A 598-nucleotide genomic window follows, 5' to 3' on the forward strand; every position below is an offset into this window, starting at 1 on the left:
GTTGGAGATCTTTAAAAGACAATGGAGCCGTTAAGCAAGCTTTAGAGCTTTTATGTCGTTGTAACTATATTCGTGAATTTCCTATAGAGGGGAATGAATTAGGTCGGCGTCCTGATAGACGGTATGAATGGAATCCTTTGGTTAAAAACAACAGCATAAAACAATAAAGAAATCTCTTTTGAAGTCTTTAAGACAACCACGCAAAACTCTTTTTATGGCATTCTCATCAAGGAACTTTTTTCCAAAAGCAAATGATCTGAGTGACCTTATCAGAAGAGTTTTGTCAGTCTTGTCAGTTCATTCTAGCTCTTATATTATTTTTTTTAAATGAGAGAAAATTAAAAACATTATATTTCAATATGTTAGCATTTTAACAATACAACCTATATCGATAATACAACCTTAAATACAATTAATAATATATATTTGTCAGTTTGTGTCTGTAAATTGAACTAACAAACTAGATTATTTTAGTGACTCATAAAATCTATCAAAATAATCATTATGATATTTTAAAAGCACATGCTTCATTTGTCTTTTTCCATAAAATAAACAGCAAATTTCACTATTTTGCTGATCTGATCTCTCTCATGGGCTG

The 598-nt window shown here is 30.1% G+C and carries 1 pseudogene; it reads left to right on the forward strand.

Annotated elements, in window-relative coordinates:
• Positions 1-167 (forward strand): annotated as a pseudogene (locus ACFIJR_RS09230) (DUF3987 domain-containing protein); the annotation flags it as partial.
• Between the last annotated feature and the right edge of the window lie 431 nt (positions 168-598).

This window comes from Bartonella sp. OD88NMGDW (genome assembly GCF_042193775.1).
Lineage (GTDB): Bacteria > Pseudomonadota > Alphaproteobacteria > Rhizobiales > Rhizobiaceae > Bartonella > Bartonella grahamii.